This window comes from Meridianimarinicoccus zhengii, from assembly GCF_003254465.1.
Taxonomy (GTDB): Bacteria; Pseudomonadota; Alphaproteobacteria; order Rhodobacterales; family Rhodobacteraceae; genus Meridianimarinicoccus; species Meridianimarinicoccus zhengii.
The window spans coordinates 1-20155 of record NZ_QDFI01000074.1 but is presented as its reverse complement, the minus strand read 5'-3'; the positions used below and the strand labels follow the sequence as shown (position 1 = coordinate 20155).

Below are 20155 nucleotides of genomic sequence, written 5' to 3'. Positions count from 1 at the left end.
GATGGGGCTTCATCGGGGGCTCCGGAAATCTGCAAGGTTTCGAATTCCATGATACGAAACCCTGCAATTCACCGCCAGCGTTTCAGCATGATCTGCGCCGGAAATCAGCAGGTTGGGAGTTGTTCAGGGCGAACTCTTTACCGGGCGCGCCTTTGGCGAAAGGCTGGGTCTTGGTCTCAGTCTCGTGGACGGGATCGCCCGGATCGCCGGCGGCACGCTGCGGTTGCGCAGTGCGCAGGGCCGGGGCACGACCGCCGAACTGTGGCTGCCCGCCGCCCCCGAAGCAGCATCGGGGGCTGCGACGACAACCTGATCGGGGCCAAAACCCCACCCGATGGCCGTGTTAGATGCCCCTGCCGGGCGCGACATCCGCCGCGCCTTGCACCATGTCGCCATCCGTGTCCGAAGCATCGGGTATCGTGCGCGGGAAATACAGGCTGATCTTCGTGCCCTTGCCCTCCTGCGACCAGATGCGGACGAACCCGCCGGACTGCACGAGAAACCCGAATACCATGCTCAGCCCGAGCCCGGAATTCGTCTGGGTGCGCTTGGTCGAAAAGAAGGGTTCGAACACGCGCTTGCATATTTCGGGGGACATGCCGTGCCCGGTATCCGCCACCTCAACGCAGACATATGCCCCGGGATGAGCTTCCTCGATATCCGCGATCTCGGCGCGCGCGATCTCCTCGTTCGTCATCCGGATCGACAGGGTGCCACCGTCGGGCATCGCGTCGCGCGCATTCACGGCGAGGTTCAGAACCGCGGACTCGTATTGACTGACATCGACCCGAACCGGCCAGAGCGGGTCGGGCACAAGGGTCACAAGATGGATCGTCTCGCCGAGTGTCCGGCGCAGGAGCGGCACGAAGTCCTGTGTCAAGTCCTCGAGGTCCGCGCATTGCGGCTCCAGCGGCTGACGGCGCGAGAACGCGAGCAGGCTGCGCGTCAGGTCCGACCCGCGTTCCGCCGCGCTCATCGCCATGTCGGCGAGCTTCTTCAGATCCGGCCGGTCCTCGACCTTTTCCGCCAGCAATTCGCTGCACCCCAGGATCACCGACAGGAGGTTGTTGAAATCATGGGCCAGCCCGCCCGTGAGTTGGCCCACCGCCTCGAGCTTCTGGGACTGGCGCAGACGTTCTTCCAGGTTGTGCCGCTCGGTCACGTCGTTCTGGATCGCGATGAACCCGGTATGCACGCCGCGCTCGTCATGCAGAGGACTGCACCGGATCTCGACCCAGTAGGGGCGCCCCGCCTTGCTGTGGTTGATCAGTTCGACATCGAACCCCGCGCCGCTGGCAAGCCCTGACTGCATTTCCCGGCGCACCTCTGCCGGCACCGTCCTTTGCAGCAGCGTTCCCGGCACCTGTCCGGTCAGCGCGTCCATGTCGTAACCGGAAAGCTGCGTGAATGCCTCGTTCACCCACGTGATCCGGCCGGCGACGTCGGTGATGACGACCGCGTTTCGGGTCTGCCGCACGACCTGGTTCAGCAGATCGAGCTGCGCGGTGCGTTCCCGCACGCGGCTTTCCAGCGTCGCGGTGAGTTCGGCGCGTTCCTCGAAGCCGCGGGATATGGCCCGCGCGGCGGTGTCGAGCGTGGTGGACAGCGTGTCGTACTCGGCGACGCCGGTCTCGGGAAGCCATTGCATCCGTGCACCCGACCGCACGGACCCGTCCATGCCGCTCGACAGATGCGCCAGCCGCCGCAACGGCGCCATGAGCCAGCGGATCGCCGTATAGGTAACCAGCAGCGTCACGCCCGTCGCGAGCGCCAGCATGACCATGTCCCATCGACCCTTGGCTTCGAGCCAGTTCACGATCGGGGCGACCTCGTATTCGACATGAATGGCCGAGATGTCGTCACGCCCGGCAACCGGCATTTCATAGACATAGCGGCTTTCACGCGACCGGATCATTTCGGGGATATCCGCGTCGGGCTGCCAGTAGGACACGTCGCCGAACGCGGGTTCCAGTGTTCCACTGCCGTCAAGCGCGCGGGCGGTGCCCTGGATCGTTCGCGCCTGCCCGTTTCCGTCGATGATCGAGACCGCGAATTGCGCGATACTGACGCCATCGGGGCCGCTTGCGAAACGCACGGCACCCGGCCCGACCTCGAAAAAAGCACTGTGCGATTGATCGTGTTCATCCCGATCGAGATCGTGCAGGGTCCAGGCGGCGACGCTTTGCAGCGCGGTGCGCACCTGATCCGTAGCGAAGCGGTACTGGGACCGGCTTTCCGCGATCATCATGATCGTGGCCGACAGGATCGTCGTAAGCGCCACGAGATAGAAGATCAGCGTGTGGATGCCGACCCGCGGGATCAACGGTTTGAATCGTGGTGCCCGCATTCGCAGCGCAGCCAGCGCCAGCCCCGCGAGAACCGCGTTGAGAAGGCCGTTGATCGTCTGTTTCAGCGCGATGAAGGCCGCGCTTTCCCATGGCAAGCCAAGCAGCAGGGTATAGCTCAACAGGATCGCCAATGCCCCGAAGAACAGCCAGTAGAGCCCCACGGCCAGCACGAGATTGCCGGTGCGCCGCAGCGCCAGCGCGACGAACCCCGCTTCGAGCGTCAGCACGACCGCAGCCCATGGATGGCCCCAGGCCAATATCGTCACCGCCGATCCGGCTGCTGCGACCAGCATCGCCGGCACGGCCCCGAACATCCGCGCCGCCATCAGCGCAAAGACCGACCCGAAGATGAACGATATCGATTGGTAGAGTTCGATGTCGAGAAGGTTGCCCGCGACGGCACCGACCGCCAGCAGGAGCATGATCACGAAAGTTATCGTCACAAACGATCCTGTGCACCCGGGCCGATATGGGGTCCCGACAGCGGCTGGCGTCGGTCCCGACGGAATTTCCGATTGATACCGTATTCGGTGCGTTCAATCCATGATTGATTGGCTGTTGGTGCGCCCGTCCGCATGGTGGGGCGGCTTGCACCATCCGGGCATTGCGGGCCGGAACCTGTGCCGCCGTCCATCAACCCGGCCAGGTGGCGCCGGCTTTCGCGCGCGGATCAGAAGCAGGTGGCGCACCGCTTTCCCTCGGAGATACGGATGCTGGCACGCCCGCCGGGCGATGCACCGCATGACGCAGCCCGAACGGTAATCGCGGAAGAGGAACGGCGCAGGCGCAGCCAAATGGTGCCTCGGCCCCCCAAACTGGCGCCGCATTCAGGCCCGATAGCCGCGCGCGATCCCGTGCTGGGCCATCTGTGCCAGGGCAAGGTTCTGGTTCCAGCTTGCGCGAAGCGTCGCCATCTTGATGTCCGGATCGTCTGCCCACGCGCTTTTGTTCCGAGTCCGGCCGTTCAGGGCATCGTTCAGCATGATGCACGCGACGACGGCCAGGAGACCCACGAAGGACGCGGCCCAGCCGATCAGGAGCGACATCAGGATGCCGAACCCGCCGAAGAAGGCCAGCGCCGCACCGCCCTTGAGACAAACGAAGGCAATTGCGATCAACCCGACCGCGCTGATGCTGCGATCGTCGGCATCACGCCCGCGACTGTCGGCGAACGCAACGGGACGATGGGCGAACGCGGCTTGATCCCTGTAACCGTGCATGACTGCGTTTCCTTCTAGCGTGTTCCGCCTGCGGCGGCCTTTCGTTGCGACCGTGCCCTGTGACAGAGGCTAGCGCCTTGGTGTTGTGCGGGTTTGGCGGCCCTGTGTCGAATTGTGCAACTTTGTGAAAATCCGCCGCATCGCGGCATATGGCCCGGCCGCCGCGGCCCGCTGTGCGGGCAGGGGGCGCGGGCACATCGGCTCAGGCCGCATCGGCGCACGGCGCCCTGTCCCGTTCGCGGTCGTCGTCACCCGACACTGGCACGGCATCGCAGGCGTCGGTGCTGGACATCGGGACAAAGTCGAATTCGTCCACACCATCGAAGAGATCAGGATAGCACGCCCGAATGGCAGAGCGGATATCGCTGTGTCCTGTCCTGCGGTCTTCCATGGGGTGCCTGTCCTTTCCTGCCATACGCGCGGCGCCCTGCGCAGGGGTGGCCGCGAGTCGTTTCTTTCAGAGGCTTGAGATAAGACAGCGATGTCGCCTGCATGTGCAGGGCACCTGTCGGTTTGTGCAATAACCTTGCAATGCCGTGAGAAACCGCGGGCGCGCACGTGCATGCGCCAAACCCGGCAGGCGGCTTTCCGCGCGGGTGACTTTACAAGCGAAGTTAATCTTAACTACAAGACAAAGTGTAATGTAGAGGTTTATTCTGCGAAGAGCGGCGACTGGTTTTCGAATATGTCCGCGGGGTACGCGATTTGAACAACATGGATCGTCTGCGCGCCATCGGTGTTCTGGATGGCGAGGCCGAGCAGGCCTTCGATCGGATCGTGGACCTCGTCGCGCGCACGCTCGGCTGCCCCGTCAGCCTTGTCGCCATCATTGACACTGCGCGCGACCGGCAGTTCATCAAGGCCGCCCACGGCCTGCCGCCGTCCCTGTCGGAAAAGCGCGAACTGCCGCTGTCGCACTCCTTCTGCAAGACGGTGGTGGCGAGCCATGCGCCGGTCGTCGTGCCCGACGCACGGGAGGACCCGCGGTTCCGCGACAATCCCGCGGTATCGGAGCTGGACGTGATCGCCTACCTGGGCATGCCGGTGGTCGATGCCTCGGGCCAGGCGGTCGGGTCGCTCTGCGCGGTGTCGTCGTCGCCACGGACCTGGAGCGCGGACGACCGCGAAATGGTCCAGACCCTCGCCGATGCCGTGTCGCGGGAGATCCGGATGCGGACGGCGCTGGCCGAGCAGCGGGAACTGAATGCAGAATTGCGCGCCGTGGAGCGGCGGTTCTCGGACCTCGCAGCGAACGTGCCCGGCGCGATCTTCCGCTACATCCTGTTCCCCGACGACCGGGACCTGGTGGAATATATGTCGCCCGGTTGTCTCGACATCTGGGAAGTCGGGCCGGAGGAGATCGAGAATGACGCAAGCCGATTGTGGGAAGTTATCCTTCCCGAGGATGAGGACGGTTTGCGCGCCTCCATCGCGCGATCAGCGCAGCAGATGGATCGGTGGGAGCATCGCTGGCGTATCGTCACGCCGTCAGGCAGACAGAAATGGCTTCAGGGCTATTCCACGCCCCAGCGGATCGACGACGGTGCGATCCTTTGGAACGCGCTGATCCTCGACGTCACGGTGGAAGTCGAGGCACAGGAAAAACTCCAGAGGACCGAACGGTTCATTGCCGAGGCCCAGAAACAGGAAACCATCGGGCAGCTTGCCGGTGGGCTGGCCCATGATCTGAACAACCTGCTGGCCGTGGTCATGGGCAATGCCGAAGTCGCGCTTGCGCGCAGCGGCATCGACTCTGTCGACACCTATCTCAACGATATCATACGTTCGGCCGAACGCGGCAGCGACATCCTGCAAAGCGTGCTGAGCTTCGCGCGGCGATCCGACCTGCGGCCCGTCGTACTGGACATGCACGAGGTGCTGCGGGGCATGGACAACATGATCCGCCGAACCGTGCCCGAGAATATCGACCTGTCCATCTCCGGGGACCGGGCCGCCCGATATGTCAGCGCGGACCGTGGCGGCCTGGAAAACGCACTGCTGAACCTGATCCTGAACGCCCGCGACGCGATGCCCCATGGCGGCAAGCTGACGGTCGAGACGGCGAACGTGGATCTTGGCGACGACTATATTGCCCGGCGGGGCGAGGACATCGCGCCGGGCCGATACGTGATGCTGTCGGTCAGCGACACCGGGATCGGAATCGATCCGATGGATATCGACCGCATCTTCGAGCCATTCTTCACGACCAAGGGAAAGGGCAAGGGGACGGGTCTTGGTCTGTCGATGGTGCAGGGGTTCTCGAAACAGTCCGGCGGCACGCTCCGCGTCTATTCGGAACGGGGCCATGGGTCGTCCTTTCAGCTGTTCCTGCCCGCCCTTGAAGATGCCGGCACGAAAGCCGCCGAGAAGCCGCAGTCCGACGCTGCGCCGGGGGGCGGACGCGTCCTGCTGGTCGAGGACAATGACGACGTGCGCAAGACCGTGCGCATGATCCTCGATGGAGCCGGCTACCTGGTGACGGAGGCGGCGTCGGGCGATATCGCGTTGACGATGCTCGATGACACCTGCTCTGGGTTCGACGTTGTGCTGACCGATGTGGTCATGCCGGGCAAGCTGCAGGGGCCCGATCTTGTCCATGTCATCCGCGACCGCAACCCGCGCATGCCGGTCGTGTTCATGTCAGGCTACCCGCACGAGGCGAATGTCCACGGCAACGGGATCCGCCGCAACGACATCAGTCTGACCAAGCCCATGTCGAAAGCCAAGCTGCTCACCGCGCTGGGACAGGCACTGAGCGCCGCACGGAACGGGTAGGAACCTCGGGTCGATGCAGTCCCGGCTTGTGCCGGTTCTTCGCTGCCTGTTCGGGGGCAGAACCGCAAGCCAAGCGTGTCTGATGCTGGCAGAGGAACGCGGAGGCCTTGGAGTTCAGCTTGAAGACATCCATCAAGGCATACGCAGGTGGAACAAAGTTGGTGAGGATGTTGGCCGTGACCTGTGCGAAACCCATACCTCGCGGCGCAGGCGTTCCTTCGCGCGCGCAAGCTCGCGATCCTCGTCTGACACCACGTCCGTATCACGGTGCGCCGTCACCCATTTGGTCAGGGTCGAAAGCCCAGAACCCAGATCATTGACAAACTGGCGCTCGTTCACAAGCGCCTTGGCCCATCGCGGCTTTGGAATACGGGTGCCCGCGGATCACCAATTACCATAAACCAGCTTCTGTCGTTCCAGTCCTTCACGGGTGAATACAAAACGCGCCCGGCCTTGTGACCGGCGGCCGCGATTCAAGCCGATCAAGCCGGTACCTACGGAATATCCTTGCTGCCACAAAGCTCTGTCGAGCCGGGTTACTGATCTCGTCCCCGCCACAACGCGACGCATGCCACTACGATCGGGAAATGCCCCGTGCGGCGCTTGCTTTCGCGTCCCGCGGTGATGCGGAGCCACGTGCCGCCCCGGCCTTCACCCGCCTGAAGCAACGGTCTGGCAGTCGCGATGGCGCGCCTGCTCCGACGCGCGATCCGCGTTACGATACTGCTGCGCAGATCGGTTCCCCCGCAGCGGTGAGTCGGGCGGCCCAGGCTACGGGCGTGGCGTATCCCGTGGCCGGGTGCGACGGGTTCGGGTTCAGGCCGCCACCACCTGACCGATCCACATTCAAGTATCGAAAAACAATGCTGGAAACCCGCGCTCCGAAGGGTGACAAAGAGCGTGGAAATCCGCACCGGCAGCAAGCGCCGGCCGGGTTGCAGAAAGACAAAGGGAGAATGTTCTTGGACCTCAAACTGCTAAGTGGCGGTGCCGCGAACGGACTGGTCGACAAGTTGCGCGATACGTTTCGCGATCAAACCGGACACGAGATCCGTGGTGAGTTCGGCGCGGTCGGCGGCATGAAGGATCGCATCATGGCCGGTGAAGCCATCGACCTCGCAATCCTGACGCGGTCCGTGATCGATGCGCTGGTCGCGGCAGGCAAGCTGGATGCCGCAAGCGTCACCGATCTTGGTGAAGTCGCAACGGGCGTTGCCGTGAAGAAGGGCGCACCCCGGCCGGAAATCGGAACACCCGATGCGCTGTCCGCTGCCTTTGCCGCGGCGGACGGTGTGTTCTGCCCCGATACGGTCAAGGCCACGGCTGGCATCCACGTGGCCTCCGTGCTCGATCGGCTGGGCATCCGTGAAAAGGTGCGCCTGCGCGAATTTCCAAACGGCCAGACCGCGATGGCCCAGATGGCGCAGGAATCGTCGGCCAATCCGCTGGGTTGCACACAGGTCACGGAAATCATGAACACAGCCGGGGTCGAACTGGTCGGTCTGCTGCCCGACCCCTTCGGGTTGGGCACGACCTACACGGCCGCCATCGCCAGCGACGCCACCGCACCCGACGATGCCCGGACCCTGATCGCGCTTCTGGCCGACCCGGCGGCAGCTGAGCTGCGCCGATCTGTCGGTTTCACCTGAACAGGGGGCGTCCCGGCCAGTCCGGCTGTCGCATCTCGTGCAGCCGACTGGCCGTCCGCTGGAACGTGTCGATAAATGCCTCGCCGGCATAGACTGCCTCGGGTTCCGCAGCGGCAGAGACCACGAGTCCCTTGCGGCGGTCGTAGAGCGTGTCGATCAGCATGATGAACCGGCGGGCCGCGTCCTCGTCCCGCGGGCCAAGGCGGGGAACCCCGTCCAGAAACAGCGCGTCGCAACGGTCGGACAGTTCAAGATAGTGCATTGCCGCCAGCGGTGCGCGGCACAGCGCGTCAAATCGCGCGCGCACCATCTTGCCCTTTTGGCGAACGGTAATCCGGGCCGCGGGGAGCCGCAGGGATAGCTCCGAACCCGCAACAGCCGTCCACAATGGATCGAGTACGGACGCGTCCATGTCGGCGTCGACGCGATAAAGATCGCCGTCCACCGCACCGCCCCTGCGATAATCCCGCCCACCTGCAAGATGCAGGACCTCTGTGTGCTCTTCCATCAGGCGCACGAAGGGCAGGAACAGTTCGCGTTTGAGCCCGTCCCGGTAAAGGTCGCCCGGCGCACGGTTCGAAGTGGCCACGACGGCGATCCCCCTGTCGAAAACACGTCGGAACACGCGCCCGACGATCATCGCATCGGTGATGTCGCCAATCTCCAGTTCGTCCAGCACGAGGAGCGACAGGTCCCCCGTCAGCCGATCTGTCGCCGCGGAAACGGGATCATCCGCCCCGCCCTGTCGGGCACTGTGCAGCCCATGGTGCAGATCCCGCATGAAGGTCTGGAAATGGGTCCGACGTGCCGCGATGCCGCCGCGGTTCGCCATGAGCAGATCGACCAGCATCGACTTGCCTCGCCCCACATCGCCCCAGACATAGACGCCCTCGGGCGCGGCACGTCGGCGCGCAAGCCGGTCCAGAACACCAGGCTTGCGGTGCAGTTCCCTCCGCAGACGGTCAAGCCGCTCGACGACCCCCTGCTGCGCCGGGTCGGCCTGCAGACCTTTGGCAACCCGTTCCGCGTAGACGGCGACAAGATCGGTCATGGCGTGTTTCCAACGAAAAATGGAGGCCCCAAGGGGCCTCCAGGCAACCGGCGCGTGCCGGAGACCCGCTTACATGTTGTCGGCGCGCCAGGCTTCGACCTCGGCCTCGACCTCGGCACGGTCGAAATCGTTGGCGGCCTCGACCGGGCCGGGGGCCAGGAATTCAGCCGGATCCACCTGTTCCTCGATCAGCCCGAATTTCTGCATGCCGGGCTGGATCGCCGACCAGGTATCCGTGTTCAGGCCGCCCAGCGTGTCCGTGACGGACACATTCAACCGGATCGCATTGTTCAGGTATTGCTGGCCGAACTCAGGGTTTTCCCATTCCTCGGGCACCGTGTCTCGGGCGATTTTGGCCACCACGTCAGGCGCGAATGTCGCCACGTACATGCCCTTCGACCACGCGCGCAAATACCCTTCGAGCAGGTCTGCCTTGTCCTCCAGCGTGCCGCTGACCACGGCGAAGGTGTTGCCCGGCTTGTTGGACACCTCTTCCGGCGTGATGAGCTTGACCGGGATGCCGTTTGCCTGGATGGCGAGCCAATCGGGCCCGGATCCGGCGATGGCGGCCACGGTCTGGTCGCGGAATGCGGCTGCCAGGGTCGGCCCGGCTTCGCCCACGACGACGGTGGTCACGTCATCCTCGGTCAGTCCGCGCGCGTCGAGCGCGATCTGCATGGTCACGCGGTCACGGTCGGACACGAGGCCCACCGTCTCGCCCTCAAGTTCCGACACATCGCTCAAGGCGCTCTCGCCCGACACCGCGATCCCGTCGGGTGCGGTCTGCATCACTTCGTAGACGACGTTCAGATCGACACCCGCCGCGACGGCCTGCAGGACTTCGGCCGAGTCGAGCATGGCGATGTCTGCCTGCCCGTTGCGCAGGAAGTTCACGAACGGGATCGGTGTATCCGACGGAAGCAGGTTCACCTCGATCCCTTCCTCCTCGAAGTAACCCAGCGCCTCGCCCACGATCAGCGGGAAATAGTTTGCCGAGCGCTGTTTCGGCATCACGGCGTTGAAAGTGGTCAGGTCCTGCGCAGGTGCGTTACCTGCGATCAGGGCCGCGCCCAGAACCGTGGTCATTGCCAGATGTTTCATGTCGTTTCTTTCCTCCCTGTGGGTGTGCCGGATTTCGGGCCGTGGTCTGCAAACCAGCGATCCCGCCGTTTCCGGCTGACGGTTTCCAACCTCGAGACGCGGCGCCAGAAGACGACGCGATCGTCGAGAATCTCGATGAGCGTGAACAGGATCAGCCCGAGCAGCGACATGCTCAACAGGGCCGCGATGGCGCCGCTCATGTCGAGCGCGAAGCTCAGGCGCTGCATCAGCACGCCGATCCCGGCCGTGGCCTGGCTGAATTCGGCCACGACCGCGCCGACCAGCGCCGTGGTGATCGCGATCTTGAAGCCCGCGAAGATCATCGGAAGGGCCGCGGGCACACGCAACTTCCAGAAGATTTCGGTCTTGCTGGCGCGCATCGACTGGAACATCTCCAGCGTTTCGCTGTCGGTCCGGGTCAGCGCCAGCAGCGTGTTCACGAAGACCGGGAAGAAGCAGACGATGGCACCAAGCGCGATCTTGGAACTGAAGCCGAAGCCGAACCACGCGATGACGATGGGCGTCAGGGCCAGGCCGGGCGTCACGTTGAGCAGGATCGCATAGGGTGACACGTAGCGGCGGAAACCGTCGTTCAGCGACGATGCGACGGCCAACCCCAACCCGATCAGCCCGCCGATGACGAATCCCGCGAGCGCCTCGTAGAAGGTGATGAGGAAATGGCGGTAGATCACCGCGTCCTCGACATACATTTTCCAGATGCTGGCGGCGATCTTGTGCGGTTCCGGCAGCAGGATCACGTCGATCAGCCCGATGGCGGACGCCCCTTCCCAGATCGCGATGATCGCTGCGAAGACTAGCAGATGCTTTGCGACCGGCACGGCACTGGACATGGCGCGGCGCTTCATGACTTGCCTCCCTTGCCTGCCGCCCAGGCCGCCTTTCGGCGTTCGCCGACCCGTGCAGTACGGTCGCGGTCGTTCCAGAAGACCAAGATCCGATCCAGTTCTTCCATGCCGCGGAAGATGAAATATCCCAGCGCGCTGAGCGTCAGCACGCAGACGAAGGCGGAGGCCATGTTGAGCGTGCTCGTATACTGGTTGATGAGCACGCCGAGCCCTGCATTGGACGCGATGAATTCCGCGACCAGCGCACCGCCAAGCGCCGAGGCCATGGCAAGGCGCAGACCTGCGGAGATTTCCGGCAACGCGGACGGCAGCATGAGCTTCAGGAAAGTCTGAGTCTTGCTGGCGCGCATGGACCGGAACATCGAAAGCTTCTCGGCCTCGACCCCGACCATGCCGTTGAGCGTGTTCACGAAAGGCGCGAAGAAGCACACCAGCATCACGATCGCCGTCTTCGAGGTCCAGCCGAAGCCGAAAGCGGCGATGATGACGGGGCCGATGGCGATGCGCGGTGTCGCCTCGAGGATGACGACATAGGGTTTCATGTAGCGGCGCAGACGGTCCACCATGCCCACGCAGATCGCCAGCCCGATCCCAAAGGCCGAGCCGGCGACGAAGCCGACAAGAACCTCGGCCATGGTCAGGCCGAGATGGGGCCAGATGTTGCCCTGGGCCACGTAGAGCCGCCAGAACCCGGTCAGGATCGCACTGGGGAACGGGAAGAACAGCGGGTCGAGCCAGCCAAGACGGCAGGCGATTTCCCATGCAGAGATGAGGGATACGAAAATCCCCACATGGCGCAGGATGACCGTGCGGCGGTGTCCGCCTTGCGGCGACCTGATATCTCCGATCTCGCTCATGCCGCGCTTTCGAATGTTGCCCGTACCCTGGACACGAGCGCATTGAACTCCGGTCCCTGCTGGATCGACAGCGGGCGCGGGCGTTCGAAAGGCACCTCGACGATCCCGGCGATCCGGCCGGGACGCGGGGTCATCACGAAGACCCGGTCGGCAAGATAGATCGCTTCGGAGATGTTGTGCGTCACGAACAGGGTGGTGGACCGCACCTCGTTCACGATCCGCAGCAATTCGACATTGAGGTGTTCGCGGGTGAATTCGTCCAGCGCACCGAAAGGCTCATCCAGAAGCAGAATGTCCGCGCCGGTCTGCAGCAGCCGCGCCAGCGCCACCCGCTGCTGCATCCCGCCCGACAGCTGCGACGGGAAGGAAAAGGCGAAATCCTTCAGTCCGGTCAATTCCAGCAGGTCCATCGCCCGGCGGCGGTCGGCATCGGTGACGCGACCGGCGATCTCGGTGGGAAGCAGCACGTTTTCGACCGCCGTGCGCCAGTCCAGCAGCGTGGGCTTCTGGAACATCATCGCGACGGTCGGATGCGGCCCCGTGACCTCTTGGCCATGCACGGTCAGGCTGCCGCTGGTCCGTTCGAGCAGGCCAGCGACCATGCGCAGAAGGGTGGACTTGCCGCAACCGGATGGCCCGACGAGCGAGATGAACTCGCCCGGCCGGATCTGGAAATCCGCGTCCTCGACGGCCACGACCGAGCCGCCGGCGAAGGTCTTGCGCAGGTCGTGCGCCGCGATCACCGGCAGCGTCGCCGCATCGTGATCCCCGGCAGTTGCTGTTTCCACGGCCATGGCTGTCACCCGATCTCGTTCCTGAGTTGGCCGAGGCCCGTGATCGACACATCCACCACGTCCCCCGCCTTGAGGTATTTCGGCGGCGTGAAACCGATCCCGACACCCGCCGCCGTTCCCGTGGCGATGATGTCGCCGGGATGCAGGGTCATGGTCCGGCTCATGGTTTCGATCAGCGTGGGGATGTCGAAGATCAGGTCCGACACGCTGGCCTTCTGGCGCACCTCACCGTTGACCCGTGTCACAAGCTCCATCTGCGCCGGGTCCCCCGCCTCGTCCGCGCTGACAAGCCACGGACCCATCGGGCAGAACGTGTCCAGCCCCTTGCCGATGGTCCACTGGCCGTGCTGCCGCTGCAATTCGCGCGAGGTGACGTCATTGACGATCACGTATCCTAGGACGTGATCCCAGGCGTCGGACTGGGCGACCTGAAAAGCGGGCTTGCCGATCACGACCGCCAGCTCGCCTTCGTAATCGACCGTGCCTGTCGGGTCGAGTGACCCCATGACCATGGCATCGGGCCCGACGACGCTACGGGCGGGCTTGGTGAAGACCACCGGGTGCAGCGGAACCGACTCCTTGCTGGAACTGTCGAAGCCGGAGCTGTGAAATTCGTCTGCATGGGCGTGGTAGTTCTTGCCGACGCAATAGATCGCGCTGCGCGGTTCGGGGATCGGTGCCAGCGGCGTCACGTCAGCCCAATCGACCCGGCGCCCGTCACGGCTTGGCCAGTCGCCCAGCGTTCCAGCCGCGATGGCGTCCGCGATGGCGACCCTTGCGGTCGGCCCCTCGGCGCAGATGCGCACCGCGTCGCCTTCCAGCACACCCGCCGCAGCCTGCCCGTCCACTTCGAAAGTCACGTACTTCATTTTCTCGACGTATTCCTATTTTGTCGATAAAATGAAACATGACTTGATCAAGCTGTCAATTCCGGAGTTGTTGAAGACCATGGAAAGCTTTCCGCCTCCCTCGGAACCTCAGATGGTTCTCACCCTTGCCGAAACGGCATGGCAGCAACTGCGGCGCGACATCATCGCCGGCGTCCGCAAGCCGCGCGAAAGGCTCAGGATCGAGCGTTTGCGCGAAGCCTACGGGATCGGCCCCAGCCCGCTGCGCGAAGCGCTGCAACGACTGGCGGCCGAGGGTCTGGTCATGGCCGAAGGAAATCGCGGCTTCACCGTGACGCCGCTCGATCCAAGGGAATTCGCCGATGTGACGGTGGCCCGCATCGCCGTGGAGCGCGAAGCGATTCGGCTGTCGATCCTGAACGGAAGCGACGATTGGGAAGCCGGGGTCGCATCCGCCAGCTACCTGATGGCGAAGGCCGATCGCGAGGTGAACCCGGGGACGGATCAATGGGAAAGGGCCAACACCGCCTTTCACAAGGCCATCGTTGCGGGCTGTGGCTCGAACTGGTTGCTGCGCGTGCGGGACAACCTGCACACCGTCGCGGAACGCTATCGCCGCGCCTCTGTCAGCAGCGCGAACAGCCGGCGCGACCTCGCCAGGGAACATGCTGACATTGCCCGCGCCGTACTGGCGCGCGACGTGACGCGGGCCTGTGACCTGACCGCGGAACACTATTCGAAGACCGCCGAGGAACTGCGCGCTTTCGGTTCCTGAACGCGCCAGACCTATCCGTGCGGCCCCTGCCGGAGTGAAATCCGGACGCAGTTCGCATTTCTTCAATGTTGACGCGGTGTGGCTGATTTTCCCACCCCGACCGTGCGGTCGAAGCACGCAATCACCGACTGTCGTTCTGACGGCGCGCGCCGCGGTTTGGCAGATCCGTGACGTGGCGCCGCGACAGAAGGCGCCGACAGTTCGCCTTTGCGCAGCGCGGACGACCTGGCCGAGGGCCGGAAACTCCTTTCACCTCGGGGATTGGCCACGATCGCACACCGTCAGACCCCTGCCCGAAAGTCAGGCACGTGCCTCGATAAGATTCTAAGTAAAATGTCGACAGTTGACTGATTATCGGATTCCGCTTATCGCTGGTGGATGAACTGACCGCCCGTGGGTGCGGCACGGGCGCAGGCCGCCAGCTCTCGGTGAAGACCCAGAGGAGGAACAGTCAGGATGCGAACACCCTGCAATGCAGTGGCTCCGGCTCCTGCCAAACAACGCGACTGGCCGGGGGGCCGCTTGGGATGCGCCTGACCGAGCTTGCAACCGTCATCCGCAGCAAGAACGCGGGACCGCGAGTCCTGACGCTCGATCTGATCTTTCCCGACGCCGCGAGCTTCGCGAAGGTCGAGGCCGCCGCCGCACGCCTGCGCACGGAAGTGGCCCGCGCCTATGGGCGACCCGCAGAGGAGGTCAGCGTCATCACCTATCCGCCCGCCAATGCTGTGAAAATCGCCTTGCGCCGCGACATCATGGCGGGCGATCCGGATGACAGCGATGTCTACGGTGCTCAGCAGCACGCGCCACTTCTGGAGATCACGCTGTGAACGCCGTCGCCCGCCTGCGCGAAGACTTCGCACGCGGAAAGCGGCGTCCGCTGCGCATTCTGGGCGCCTCGGGGCAACTGGGTTATGGGATCCCGAGCCCGGCGCTGCGGGCCGGCCTCGACCGTGCGCCGGACATGATCGGATGTGACATGGGCTCGATCGATATCGGCCCCGCCTATCTGGGAAGCGGCACGATGGCGCCCACGCACATCGGGGCGCGCCGTGACCTGCGCAAGGTTCTACACGCGGCACTTGACGCGGGCATTCCGCTCGTCATCGGGTCGGCCGGTTCGGCCGGGGCAGCCCCGCACATGGAAGCCACGCTTGAAATGCTGCGCGAGATCGCAGCCGCAGACGGGCTGGCGTTCCGCATGGCCAGCATCGGTGCGGACATCCCGCGCGACACCGTGACGGCGGCAATGCGGGCGGGGCGCGTGCATCCCCTCGACGGCATGCCGGACCTGACCGAGGAAGATGTCGAGAACGCCGATCAGCTGGTAGGGCAAATGGGGCTCGACGCTTTCAGGCGGGCGCTCGAGACGGATCCCGACGTGCTGATCGCCGGTCGTGCCTGCGACACCGGCATTTTCGCCACGCTGCCGGTGATGCTCGGCTTTCCACGCGGGCTGGCGACACATATGGCCAAGATCGTGGAATGCGCCTCGCTGTGCTGCATCCCCGGAGGACGGGACACGATCCTGGCAACGCTGGACGACGAAAGTTTCACGCTTGAAAGCATGGCGCCGCAGCGCGCAGCCACGCCGGCGTCGGTCGCGGGCCACAGTCTCTACGAACAATCGAGCCCCTACGAGATTATCGAGCCGGACGGGTGCGTCGACCTTCGCGCGGCACGCTACGAGCCGCTCGACGCCCGGCGCACGCGGGTCAGCGGCGCCGAATGGATCCCGGCAGCGAAAACGACGATCAAGCTTGAGGGCGCGCGCTTCCTAGGGCACCGCGCCCTGCTACTCGCGGCCAGCGCCGATCCACGCTTCATCGCCCGCAGCGTCGACATCTTCGACGAAGTCGCGGAAATCGTGGCCGGGCTCGTCTGCGAGGACAGCGCCCCCGATTACGATCTTCGCTTCCGGGTTTATGGCGTGGATGGCGTGATCAAGTGGCCGGAGCCGCCCGCCGCCCTGCCGCGCGAGGTGTTCGTGCTGGGCCAGTGCATCGCCCCGACGCCGGAGCGCGCGCAGGAAGTGATCCGCACGACCAAGCAGTATCTCTTGCATCACGGCTATGACGGGAGGCTGTCGACGGCCGGAAACCTGGCCTTCCCCCTGACCCCGCCCGAGGTCTCGGCCGGCGCCGCCTATCGCTTCAACGTCTATCACCTGATGGAGACCGACGACACGGCGGGCCTGTTCCCCGTGCGTATCGAAGAAATCCGAGAGCCATGAGGGAGTCCTCCGACATGCGTCTTGCAATTCTCGACGATTACCAGGGTCTGGCCGAGCGTCTCGTCGACTGGAGCCGGGCCGAAGGCGTGACCGTGGTCCCCTTCCGCGATCACGTTCCGGATGCCGATGCGCTGCTTGGACGGCTGTCCGATTTCGATGCCGTGATGCGCATCCGCGAACGCACCGAATTCCCCGTCTCGGTGCTGGAGCGGTTGCCACGCCTGAAGCTGATCCTCGCGACGGGCATGCGCAACAACCGCTCGCTCGATCTTGACGCCTGCGACCGGCTGGGGATCACGGTTTCGACAACGGACGCGCTTCACCAGACGACGGTGGAAATCACTTGGGCGATGATACTGGGCCTGTTCCGCCGCATGCCGCAGGAAAGCGCCTCCCTTCGCGCCGGGGGGTGGCAAGTGGGCCTTGGCCGGGGGCTAGCGGGCAAGACACTGGGCATCGTCGGTCTTGGCAACATGGGTCAGCCGGTGGCCGCCATCGGTAAGGCCTTCGGCATGTCCGTAACAGCCTGGAGCCCGAACCTGACGCCCGAGCGCACGGCACCTTTCGGTGTGACCTGCGTGAGCAAGCGCGAGCTGTTCGAACGCTCCGACGCGATCACGGTGCATATCCCGCTCGGCGATCGCACCGTCGGGCTTGTGGGCCCGGACGAAATCGCTGCCATGAAACCGCAGGGCTATATCGTGAATACATCCCGCCCGCAGATCGTGGACGAACGCGCCCTGATCGCAGCGCTGTCCGAGAACCGGATCGGCGGCGCGGGGCTCGATGTCTTCGAGGTGGAGCCCCTGCCCGTCGACCACCCATTCCGGCTTTTGCCGAACGTCATCGCGACGCCGCATGTCGGCTTCGTAACCGAGGAAAACTACCGGATCTTTTACGAGGAATCCCTCGAAAACCTGCTGGCCTACCGTGCGGGCGAACCCATTCGCACGATCTCCGGGGCGCAACCCTTCAGGCCGGATTCGCAGGTGGCCAAGCAGATGCACAAGGCCGGCTGACATACCGGCGCACAAGGGGCGCATGCGGCCGCGGTCCGCAGAACATACACATAGTGATGGAGGTGCCCGATGGCGCGCATCTGGGACAAGTACCTAACCGAAGACGAGCAGGAATGGATCGCGGCGCGCAAACGGCCGCCCTTCGATCTTTCGGAGCGGCGCATGGCCCTGATCATGGTGGATGTCTACCGGGGTGGCTTCGGTGACAAGCCCGAGCCGCTTCTGGAGTCGGTCAAGTCCTGGCCATGGAGTTGCGGCGAGAATGGCTGGAAGGCGCTGCCCCGCATCGTGGAGTTGCTCGATACCTGCCGGGCCTGCGACATTCCGGTGGTTCATATCACCATGCGCGATCCTTCGGACGGGTTGGTCGGCTGGATCGAGGCGCGCAATCGTCCCAGCCCCAGCGCCCGTGTCACCACCCCGGTAAGCGATCAGATGCGGCGCGCCACGCGCATCATCGACGAAGTGGCGCCCAAGCCGGGCGAACCGGTCATCGAGAAATCTGCCCCCAGCGGATTCTGGGGCACGCCGCTGATCGGGCATCTGCAATACCTGCAGGTGGACACCATCCTGGTGGCCGGCATGACGACGGCGGGCTGCATCCGCTCCACCGTGACGGACGCCGTCTCGCACCGTTTGCGGATCGTCATCCCCGAGGAATGCGTTTTCGACCGGATCGAGGCTTCTCACGCGATGACGCTTTTCGACCTGCACTACCGTTGCGCCGACGTCATGCCGACCGACCAGGTCCTGGCGGCCGTGCGCAGCCACAGGCAAGGGGCAAGCGCTGATGAAGGGGCCTGAACCGCGGTCGTCGGCCACGACGCCACCGGACACATTGCCCCGATGAAGAATGGCGACCGTCCTTGCGCGGACGCGCTCACCCTGCCCGGTTGCGACCCTGCGGAAGTTTCGCAGGCGCGGGAGGCGGCTGCGCAACTGCTCGACCGTTTCCGGCGTGGCCGGTCACAGGACGCGATCGAACCCATTGCAGACCTCGTGTCACCCGCGGAGGGCGCGGACCAGGATGGATGACTTCGATACCATTCCCGAGATCGCGGACGCCTATGCCCAAGGCGCCGTTTCGCCGCGCGAAATCATGCAGCGATCGCTGGACCGCATCCGGCAACGTGACCCGCATCTGAACGCCTTTCTTGAGGTGGCCGAGGCCCATGCCCTCGACATGGCCGCCCAGGCGGAAGCCGAAATCCGCAGTCGCGGGCCACGCGGGCCGCTTCATGGCATCCCCTTTGCGCTCAAGGACATCTTCGATCGCGAAGGCTTCCGCACGACGGCACAGTCGCGCCTGCTGGCGCGCAATGTCGCCCGCACAAGCGCCACCTGCGTCGCGCGCCTCGAGGCCGCAGGCGCGATCTTCGTCGGCAAGCTCGCCACACATGAATTCGCCCTTGGCGGACCTGCCTATGATCTTCCTGCGCCGCCGGCACGCAACCCATGGAACCCGGCGCATTTCACCGGAGGCTCCTCCAGCGGCAGCGGCGCGGCGGTCGCCGCGCGCATGGTACCCTTCGCCCTTGGCACCGACACGGGCGGCTCGGTGCGCAATCCCGCCGCCGCCTGCGGCATCGTCGGCATGAAGCCAACCCATGGCAGCATCCCGGTGGGCGGTATCGTGGAATTGTCCCGCAGTCTCGATACCGTCGGCCCGCTGACACCCGACGTGGCCGGAAACGAAATCGTCCTTCGCGTCCTCAACGGGTCACCGATGGGCGATCTCGTGGCACCCATCGCAACGACAGGGCTGAGGGGCCAGCGCATCGGTGTGATCAGGCGGTTCTATCGAACCGACATGCAGGCCGCCCCGGAGATGACCGAGGCCATCGAAACAGCAATCGAAACCCTCGCCGATCATGGCGCGGAGATTGTGGAGGTCGATGTTCCGCCGCTGCAGGACATGGCCGATTGCAGCCGGATCATCCTGATTTCCGAGGGCTATGCCCTTCATCGCAACCTGCTGCGAACCCGTGCCGTCGAGTATAGTGCAAGTACCCGCGCGCGGCTCCTTCCCGGCGCCTTCATTCCAGCCGCCGACTACATCAGGGCCAGGGACTTGCAGCACCATTTCAGGGCCCGGATCGATGCCGCACTCGCGGACGTCGATGTCTTGATCACGGCCACGAACATGGAAACACCCGCGCGGCTTGACGATCCCGACAGGCTTGCCGTGCAGTACGGTCGCCATGCTCGCGCACCATTCAACCTGACAGGTCATCCCGCGCTGTCGATCCCGATCGGGTTCTCCGCCACGGGCCTGCCGCTGGCGATGCAGATCGTTGGCCGCCACCAGGACGAGCGGTCCGTCTATCGCATCGCCCAAAGCTATCACCGCCTGGCACCGCACGCGACCGTCGCGCCGCCCGGACTCGACTGGGCGGACAAGGCCCGGAAGCCTCGAAGGAACCTTGCCGCAACGATCGCTCTATCAGTCGCTCAGCCCACGGGGGGCTTCATCGTATGCCAAGGCGTTTCACGCTCGTAGAGTTGCGCCAGGCCGAACAGACCGGCTTCGCCAAGCGGCGGCCCGATCATTTGCAAACCTAGAGCGTGTCGCGTTTAATCGGTTCCGTATCCGGCGGCCTTGAAGAAGTTGTAGCACTC

At 64.7% G+C, this 20155-nt stretch carries 18 protein-coding genes and 1 pseudogene; 9 read left to right on the top strand and 10 right to left on the bottom strand.

All coding sequences use genetic code 11. The annotated features are described in order from the left end of the window. The first annotated feature begins 112 nt into the window (after positions 1-112). Positions 113-313 (top strand): ATP-binding protein, encoded by a 201-nt coding sequence (locus tag DDE13_RS18255; RefSeq protein WP_162631085.1) that lies wholly within the window; start codon positions 113-115, stop codon positions 311-313. Positions 314-343: 30 nt separating this feature from the next. Here the strand turns inward: DDE13_RS18255 and DDE13_RS18250 are convergent, their stop codons facing one another. The 3 genes from DDE13_RS18250 to DDE13_RS18240 form a co-directional block, all read right to left on the bottom strand. After that, the gene (locus tag DDE13_RS18250; RefSeq protein ID WP_111405684.1) at positions 344-2791 is read right to left on the bottom strand and encodes an ATP-binding protein; all 2448 of its coding nucleotides are present in this window, start codon (positions 2789-2791) and stop codon (positions 344-346) included. A gap of 384 nt (positions 2792-3175) precedes the next feature. Then, on the bottom strand, positions 3176-3568 hold the full coding sequence (locus DDE13_RS18245) for a hypothetical protein (protein ID WP_111405683.1): 393 nt from the start codon (positions 3566-3568) through the stop codon (positions 3176-3178). 202 nt (positions 3569-3770) lie between these two features. Further along, positions 3771-3959 (bottom strand): hypothetical protein, encoded by a 189-nt coding sequence (locus DDE13_RS18240; RefSeq protein ID WP_111405682.1) that lies wholly within the window; start codon positions 3957-3959, stop codon positions 3771-3773. A 323-nt stretch (positions 3960-4282) separates the two neighbouring features. Here DDE13_RS18240 and DDE13_RS18235 point away from each other — a divergent pair, with 323 nt between their 5' ends. Next, entirely contained in the window at positions 4283-6343 is a 2061-nt protein-coding gene (locus DDE13_RS18235) for an ATP-binding protein (protein ID WP_111405681.1), read from the top strand. 198 nt (positions 6344-6541) lie between these two features. Here DDE13_RS18235 and DDE13_RS23250 read toward each other — a convergent pair. Continuing rightward, positions 6542-6664, bottom strand: a pseudogene (locus DDE13_RS23250) (IS3 family transposase); the annotation flags it as partial. A gap of 542 nt (positions 6665-7206) precedes the next feature. Here DDE13_RS23250 and DDE13_RS18220 point away from each other — a divergent pair. Further along, positions 7207-7992, top strand: a complete 786-nt coding sequence (locus DDE13_RS18220; RefSeq protein ID WP_222626136.1) for a molybdate ABC transporter substrate-binding protein — start codon at positions 7207-7209, stop codon at positions 7990-7992. On the opposite strand, the gene zapE is transcribed toward DDE13_RS18220, so the two are convergent. The 6 genes from zapE to DDE13_RS18190 form a co-directional block, all read right to left on the bottom strand. After that, entirely contained in the window at positions 7985-9043 is a 1059-nt protein-coding gene (zapE, locus tag DDE13_RS18215; RefSeq protein WP_111405679.1) for a cell division protein ZapE, read from the bottom strand. The genes DDE13_RS18220 and zapE overlap by 8 nt on opposite strands. 69 nt (positions 9044-9112) lie before the next feature. Next, positions 9113-10144 carry an ABC transporter substrate-binding protein gene (locus DDE13_RS18210; RefSeq protein ID WP_111405678.1) on the bottom strand — a complete coding sequence of 344 codons (1032 nt, stop codon included), beginning with the start codon at positions 10142-10144 and terminating at the stop codon, positions 9113-9115. After that, positions 10141-11010, bottom strand: coding sequence for an ABC transporter permease (locus tag DDE13_RS18205; RefSeq protein ID WP_111405677.1), 870 nt, complete (start codon positions 11008-11010; stop codon positions 10141-10143). The genes DDE13_RS18210 and DDE13_RS18205 overlap by 4 nt, the downstream gene beginning before the upstream one ends. After that, positions 11007-11867, bottom strand: coding sequence for an ABC transporter permease (locus DDE13_RS18200; RefSeq protein ID WP_111405676.1), 861 nt, complete (start codon positions 11865-11867; stop codon positions 11007-11009). Before DDE13_RS18200 ends, DDE13_RS18205 begins: the two co-directional genes overlap by 4 nt. Then, entirely contained in the window at positions 11864-12661 is a 798-nt protein-coding gene (locus DDE13_RS18195; protein WP_111405675.1) for an ABC transporter ATP-binding protein, read from the bottom strand. The genes DDE13_RS18200 and DDE13_RS18195 overlap by 4 nt, the downstream gene beginning before the upstream one ends. 5 nt (positions 12662-12666) lie before the next feature. After that, positions 12667-13521, bottom strand: coding sequence for a fumarylacetoacetate hydrolase family protein (locus DDE13_RS18190; RefSeq protein WP_222626135.1), 855 nt, complete (start codon positions 13519-13521; stop codon positions 12667-12669). On the opposite strand from DDE13_RS18190, the gene DDE13_RS18185 reads away from it, so the two are divergent. The 6 genes from DDE13_RS18185 to DDE13_RS18160 all read left to right on the top strand — a co-directional run bounded on the left by DDE13_RS18185 (position 13460) and on the right by DDE13_RS18160 (position 20036). Next, entirely contained in the window at positions 13460-14284 is an 825-nt protein-coding gene (locus DDE13_RS18185) for a GntR family transcriptional regulator (RefSeq protein ID WP_222626134.1), read from the top strand. The genes DDE13_RS18190 and DDE13_RS18185 overlap by 62 nt on opposite strands. Positions 14285-14658: 374 nt before the next feature. Continuing rightward, positions 14659-15114 carry a DUF4387 domain-containing protein gene (locus tag DDE13_RS18180; protein WP_222626133.1) on the top strand — a complete coding sequence of 152 codons (456 nt, stop codon included), beginning with the start codon at positions 14659-14661 and terminating at the stop codon, positions 15112-15114. Then, positions 15111-16517 carry an acyclic terpene utilization AtuA family protein gene (locus DDE13_RS18175; protein WP_222626132.1) on the top strand — a complete coding sequence of 469 codons (1407 nt, stop codon included), beginning with the start codon at positions 15111-15113 and terminating at the stop codon, positions 16515-16517. The genes DDE13_RS18180 and DDE13_RS18175 overlap by 4 nt, the downstream gene beginning before the upstream one ends. 14 nt (positions 16518-16531) lie before the next feature. Beyond that, positions 16532-17536, top strand: a complete 1005-nt coding sequence (locus tag DDE13_RS18170; protein ID WP_111405672.1) for a D-2-hydroxyacid dehydrogenase family protein — start codon at positions 16532-16534, stop codon at positions 17534-17536. 69 nt (positions 17537-17605) lie between these two features. After that, a complete protein-coding gene (locus DDE13_RS18165) occupies positions 17606-18340 on the top strand; it encodes an isochorismatase family protein (protein WP_111405671.1) in 735 nt (244 codons plus the stop codon). 223 nt (positions 18341-18563) lie between these two features. Continuing rightward, entirely contained in the window at positions 18564-20036 is a 1473-nt protein-coding gene (locus DDE13_RS18160) for an amidase (RefSeq protein WP_162631084.1), read from the top strand. Positions 20037-20155: the final 119 nt, after the last annotated feature.